6 protein-coding genes and 1 pseudogene are annotated in these 5,659 nt (G+C 40.4%); 3 read left to right on the top strand and 4 right to left on the bottom strand.

Annotated features, from left to right (window positions below; genetic code table 11):
- The first annotated feature begins 226 nt into the window (after positions 1–226).
- On the top strand, positions 227–1,633 hold the full coding sequence (gene cycA / locus NXS07_RS18380; protein ID WP_258087356.1) for a D-serine/D-alanine/glycine transporter: 1,407 nt from the start codon (positions 227–229) through the stop codon (positions 1,631–1,633).
- Positions 1,634–2,235: 602 nt separating this feature from the next.
- Entirely contained in the window at positions 2,236–2,730 is a 495-nt protein-coding gene (locus NXS07_RS18375; RefSeq protein ID WP_258087355.1) for a GNAT family N-acetyltransferase, read from the top strand.
- Positions 2,731–2,829: 99 nt separating this feature from the next.
- Here the strand turns inward: NXS07_RS18375 and NXS07_RS18370 are convergent, their stop codons facing one another.
- Complete coding sequence (locus tag NXS07_RS18370) at positions 2,830–3,765, bottom strand: LysR family transcriptional regulator (protein ID WP_046337012.1); 936 nt, start codon at positions 3,763–3,765, stop codon at positions 2,830–2,832.
- A 117-nt stretch (positions 3,766–3,882) separates the two neighbouring features.
- On the opposite strand from NXS07_RS18370, the gene NXS07_RS18365 reads away from it, so the two are divergent.
- Entirely contained in the window at positions 3,883–4,806 is a 924-nt protein-coding gene (locus NXS07_RS18365; RefSeq protein ID WP_046337011.1) for a DMT family transporter, read from the top strand.
- Here the strand turns inward: NXS07_RS18365 and NXS07_RS21865 are convergent.
- The 3 genes and pseudogenes from NXS07_RS21865 to NXS07_RS18355 form a co-directional block, all read right to left on the bottom strand.
- The gene (locus NXS07_RS21865) at positions 4,775–4,963 is read right to left on the bottom strand and encodes a hypothetical protein (RefSeq protein WP_368859253.1); all 189 of its coding nucleotides are present in this window, start codon (positions 4,961–4,963) and stop codon (positions 4,775–4,777) included. The genes NXS07_RS18365 and NXS07_RS21865 overlap by 32 nt on opposite strands.
- Before the next feature lie 390 nt (positions 4,964–5,353).
- A pseudogene (locus NXS07_RS18360) lies at positions 5,354–5,530 on the bottom strand (IS30 family transposase); the annotation flags it as partial.
- 3 nt (positions 5,531–5,533) lie between these two features.
- Positions 5,534–5,659, bottom strand: a 126-nt coding sequence (locus tag NXS07_RS18355) for an IS1 family transposase (protein WP_230580987.1), incomplete at its 5' end; no start/stop codon positions are given.

The raw sequence follows: 5,659 nt of genomic DNA, 5'->3' as shown, positions 1-5,659 counted from the left end.
ATTTGGCGATTAATCAGATCGCGAAAATCGGACTGAGTTCCCTTCAAGTGATCTATTATTTTGAAATTTTATTTAGGCTATCAATAGATTGAAATGTCAGCATCTTGCTTTTCAATTGAAATCCTTCTGTTAATACCTCGGCTGTCTATGTCACAATGATAGCTTAAACACAGCCTGAGGGAATTAAGTCCATGCTCCATGCTGTGAGAATAAATGGGATACAATTATGGAAGAAAAAATACAATCTACCCACACACCTGAAACTGAAGGCTCGCATCTACAGAGAAGTCTCACCAATCGACATATACAGCTTATCGCAATTGGTGGCGCTATAGGGACTGGCCTGTTTATGGGATCAGGCAAGACCATCTCCCTTGCGGGGCCATCGATCATCTTTGTATATATGATCATCGGATTTATGCTGTTTTTTGTTATGCGCGCAATGGGCGAGTTATTACTCTCCAATTTGCACTATAAGTCGTTCAGTGATTTTGCGGCGGACTTGTTAGGGCCGTGGGCCGGTTTTTTTGTGGGCTGGACTTACTGGTTTTGCTGGGTCATTACTGGCGTTGCTGATGTTGTCGCGATTACCTCTTATGTCAGTTATTGGACGCCTGACTTTCCTGAGTGGGCAACTTCGCTCTTGTGCGTTTTTATATTGCTGACATTGAATCTCGCGACGGTAAAATTGTTTGGAGAGCTGGAATTCTGGTTTGCCATGATCAAAATCGTTGCGATTGTTGCTCTGATTGTCATAGGCGGTATTTTGATTGGCACCCATTTTCAATCTCCTGCGGGACACACTGCTGCATTATCCAATGTCTGGAATGATGGTGGCATGTTCCCAATGGGGCTGAGTGGGTTTTTTGCCGGATTCCAGATTGCGATATTTGCTTTTGTCGGTATTGAATTGGTGGGAACCGCCGCCGCAGAAACCAAAGATCCGATGAAATCCCTGCCAAAAGCAATTAATGCCATTCCAATCCGGATTATCACATTCTATGTGCTGGCTCTGATTGTGATTATGTCAGTCACGCCATGGCGCTCAATTGTTGCGGATAAAAGTCCGTTTGTGGAGCTGTTTGTTCTGATTGGGTTACCGGCTGCGGCCAGCATTGTGAATTTTGTGGTGCTGACTTCTGCGGCATCTTCGGCAAACAGTGGGGTTTTTTCTACTAGCCGGATGTTATTTGGTTTGGCGAAAGAAGGGGATGCACCGAAGCAGTTTAGTCGTTTATCTCGCCGTTCGGTTCCTGCATCGGGATTGATCTTTACCTGCTTATGCCTCTCTTGCGGCGTCATTCTGATTTATTTTATTCCTGATGTGATGCGGGTCTTTACACTGGTGACAACCGTTTCTGCTACTCTGTTCATGTTTATTTGGAGCATGATTTTGTGTTCCTACCTGGTTTATCGGAAACGCCGCCCTGCGTTGCATAAGGCATCGATTTATAAAATGCCTTTTGGCATCGTTATGTCATGGCTGTGTTTGGCTTTCTTTGCCTTTGTACTGGTATTACTGTCCTTGCAGCCAGATACTCGACAGGCATTAATCGCCACACCAGTCTGGTTCATTATTTTAGTGTTCGGGTTTCAAATTGTGAAAAAACGCAGAACTCGCCTTTATCGCTGAGTAAGGATCAATCCTAATTAATCAATGGCCCGAATTCAGGGCCATTTTTTTACCTACGGCGTGATATTGCCGAGCGGCTGGGCCGCCATGATTGTTCCCTGATGGAACCTAAGTTGCCATGTACCGGATACAGATAATTGCCAAATAGATGAACGAAGCGCTTTATTGAATGGATGGTCTGATTTATTTATTTCGTAGGATTGATAGGTAATCAGTGCAATATTTTCATCCAGTCATTTGATATTAAAATCTTGCGAAAATATTGGTGAGACAACTTTAAATTCTGTCGTTAATTCATCGATTACGATTTTTTTAGAATAAACATGACCCGATTTTGTGATTTATAGAAAATCATCATGCAAGATAGTGTTTAGTCAATCGATATTATTTTTTTCTTTGTGCAGGCTGACTTCAAGGTTTTTGAGAAATTCAAAAATAGCTGAGTTTTCTTGGTGCACATGCAGCTCCGAAAAGAATAAACAAACATGCCAAATAACATTGACGATGATTTTATTATTGATCTGATAAATTTCAAATACTCTATTTACATTTATTTTTTTATCGGGTAGTTATAAAAGGGTCAAGTTGAAAAAGAGGTTCATATGGAAATTATAATTAGGGCCGCTGAGTCAGAAGATGCCGAGCACTTTCAGAGGATTTATAGCCATCCAGAAGTTTATTCCAATACATTACAACTTCCGTGCCCTTCGAGTGAAATGTGGCGGGAACGTCTTAAGGAAAATAAAACTAGGGGAACTATCCATTTTGTTGCTGAGATAGACGGTAAGGTTGTGGGTAACGTGAGTTTATTTACTCTGGATAATCCAAGACGCAGGCATGTAGTAGGAATCGGGATTAGTGTTGATGCTGATTATTCTGGCAAAGGTATTGGTTCAAAAATGATGGAATTCGTGATTGATTATGCTTTTAATTGGCTGGCTGCGGTTAGAATTGAGTTGGAAGTTTTTACCGATAATGAAAAAGCAATAGCCCTATACACCAAATTTGGCTTTGAAAAGGAAGGCGTTTTACGTAAGGCTTCCCTGAAAAATGGCCAATATTGTGATGTTATGGCCATGTCTATAATAAAAAATTAATTATTATGACACTGAATGATTTATGGTGTTTAAGTAGATAGAGGAAAAGCGTTCCTTTGATCGCTTTTCCTTCTTCCTTATATTTTTGCCTGATTACATTTAATCAGGCAATATCACAGAATTAATTCCAGTTTGTCCTGAAAGCTTCCCCTGATTTTGAAAAACAATTTCCGCTAAAAAATCAGCAATCTTACGTATTCTGGGAGAGTGTGCCAAATCGGCCTGAATCACAAGCCAGATAGATTGATCTATTCCCAAATCATGAGAAATGCATTGAAGTTCAGTATCTTGAACAATGAAATGCGGTAGTACCGCCAACCCCAGCCCCGCTTTTACGGCAGCCAATTGTGCGCTCAGTGAAGTTGTAGCCGCAGATAACGGTCGGCTTTTGAGGTTTTTCTCAGTCCATCGGAATGAAGGAAGGTACGAGTAGGTCTCTGCCCAACCAATAAAACGTGCCTTTTCATATTCACCTCTCAGTATGTCAGGTGAACAAGTTGCCAAATAATCTTTGTTGCCATAAAGCCCAAATCCTAATTTTCCCAATTGACGGACGGTAACATGCCCTCGTTCAGGCCTGACGATACGAAGTGCCAGATCCGCATCCCGACGATGTAGATCTACAGTATGAATATCCGTTGTGATTTCCAATGTGAGGTCGGGATAGTTTTTCTGTAAGGTTGGTAAATTCGGTATTACTAAGTCACTCGCGAATGTTTCTGTGGTGGCAAGTCGGACTTTCCCTGAAATTGCAATCCGAGTATCGGCTTCAAGCAGAAAGGAGCTGGCGGCTATTTCCATCGCTTTGGCTTTTTCCAGCAGTTTTTTTCCGTCTTCTGTGAGCCGATAGCCAGCTTGATGGCGGAGAAATAGAGGCATCCCAAAGGTCGCTTCAAGTCGCTCAATTTTTCGTGAGACCGTTGCAATACCGATTTTTAGAACATCTGCCGCCCGACTTAATGTGCCTGTCCGTGCTATCGCCAGAAATACACGGATATCATCCCAAACCAATGATTGCTCTGTTTTATTTTTCATTTTTGGAAAATTGATTTCTATTTTTGTCTACATATTCCGAATTTGAAATATGCCACAATGATCTCGATAAAAGCAATCCAGTCTAAAGTGTGCAGAATTAAAAATAAGGTCATTACTATGCGAAATACACCACAGTCAGCTGTTGTTTTAACGTTATTTGCAACATTTTTTTGGAGCTCAAATTTTCAAGTGACAAAATTTGCGCTAGAGAGCTTGCCTCCGTGGACGGCCTCAGTTGAACGCTTTGTTTTTGCTGTCTTCCCGATTTTTATTTTTATGGCATTAAAAAGTGGCATTCATGGCAAAGTGCTGAGGAAAAACCTGCTGGCATTTATTTGTCTTGGGGCAATTGGTGTGGCTGGATTCAACGGAGCGTTATTTGTTGGCCTTCAAAGCTCCAGTCCTATCACGGCTGCACTCATCATGGCAACGACACCCATTTCTGCCAATATCTTGGAAGCCATCATGAATCGTCGTTTTCCTGAACTTATCCGTGTGTTAGGAATGGGTATTAGTTTACTGGGTGTTGTTTTGGTGATCACTAATGGTCAATTGATGGGCGGTATGGTTCATATGGCACCGGGAGATGCAATCATTTTCGCAGGTAGTCTCGGCTGGGCCATTTATACGGTGGGAACCCGTAAATTCATTACCAATGCTACGCCACTTGAGATAACCAGTTGGACGATGCTTTTTGGTGTGGTGATATTAGCGATGATCGCTTTTTTTGTTGAATCACCGATTTCTTCAATGCGATCAGGAACGTTTGAGAGTCATTTAGCGAGCGCTTATATGGGAATTGCGGGTTCATTTTTAGCTTATCTTTTTTGGAACATAGGGGTTGCGCTTAGAGGAGCAGGGAAGACAGCGATATTCTTTAACTTTGTGCCTATTTTTGCCCTGCTTATACAGTTAATGATGGGAAATGCGCCAAGTTTGCCACAACTTGTTGGCATTATGCTGACTATTGTGGGAGTGCTCTTAGGGCAAGGTATTATCACGGCGTGGTTCACATCCAAAGACATTTTGGAAAAACATTAAGGGGAAGAGCAGGCAGGATTTTCGGCCTTGCTATTTTTGATAATTGCGTAATCTCACCTGTGAGTGCATGTGAGCAGCCAATATCAAACCCTCCGTCATGACTGGTTTCTGATACTGTAAACATCCTATCAAAGACACCCGCCATTAAAGCATAGATGGTGGAGTATTGCTTTATTATGCGGATTTTTATATTCCCTTCTATTTTTTATATTGGCGGTTATATTGCTCCTGATAATTGATTTACTTGTTACTGTGCTACAATTTGAATTTATTAGGTATTTTTATGGGAAATACATAAAGTGTTTTATCGTTATTTTAATTAAAATTGTTATCTATTATAGTGATTGTCAAGGGGGTTATCTTTTCGTAACAATAAGATTAATAAAGACCACGATGATATTGTTAATTAAATGTAATGTAAGCAATAAGTAATAAACGTTCATTATTCAATTAATTTATATGATATGTGTTATTTTTATTATAATAAATTCTGATTTGTTAACGCATTAAATATAATTAATTTCATTAAGGTGCTTGGATTCACATATTAAGCGCAACACCGTAATGAACGAAGTAAATGAGTGGGTATTCCTTTAAATAACTCATTCGGTGTTTTGTAATCTCGTGTTTTACGAGGACGATTATTTAATCGGTTTGCCACAAGGTTAATCTCCAGCTCTGATACCTTATTAAAATCAGTTCCTTTTGGGAAGTAATCTCTGATTGGTCATGACTCCAAAGCGTTATAATGATATTTTTCAATATATGTCCCAATAAGTTTTTCGTGGATTTCTATTGAGCGTGAATAACAAAGGGTTCTTCTTGCCAGCCGCTTGATATGGATGCGCAGATT

Source organism: Xenorhabdus bovienii (genome assembly GCF_024721015.1).
In the GTDB taxonomy this organism is placed as follows: Bacteria; Pseudomonadota; Gammaproteobacteria; order Enterobacterales; family Enterobacteriaceae; genus Xenorhabdus; species Xenorhabdus bovienii.
The sequence above is the reverse complement of the archived record's forward strand: the minus strand, read 5'-3'. Positions and strand labels throughout refer to the sequence as shown.

Excerpts from the sequence above, each read along its gene's own strand:
- cycA (WP_258087356.1), top strand. The coding sequence starts at position 227 with ATGGAAGAAAAAATACAATCTACCCACACACCTGAAACTGAAGGCTCG.
- NXS07_RS18375 (WP_258087355.1), top strand. The coding sequence starts at position 2,236 with ATGGAAATTATAATTAGGGCCGCTGAGTCAGAAGATGCCGAGCACTTT.
- NXS07_RS18370 (WP_046337012.1), bottom strand. The coding sequence starts at position 3,765 with ATGAAAAATAAAACAGAGCAATCATTGGTTTGGGATGATATCCGTGTA.
- NXS07_RS18365 (WP_046337011.1), top strand. The coding sequence starts at position 3,883 with ATGCGAAATACACCACAGTCAGCTGTTGTTTTAACGTTATTTGCAACA.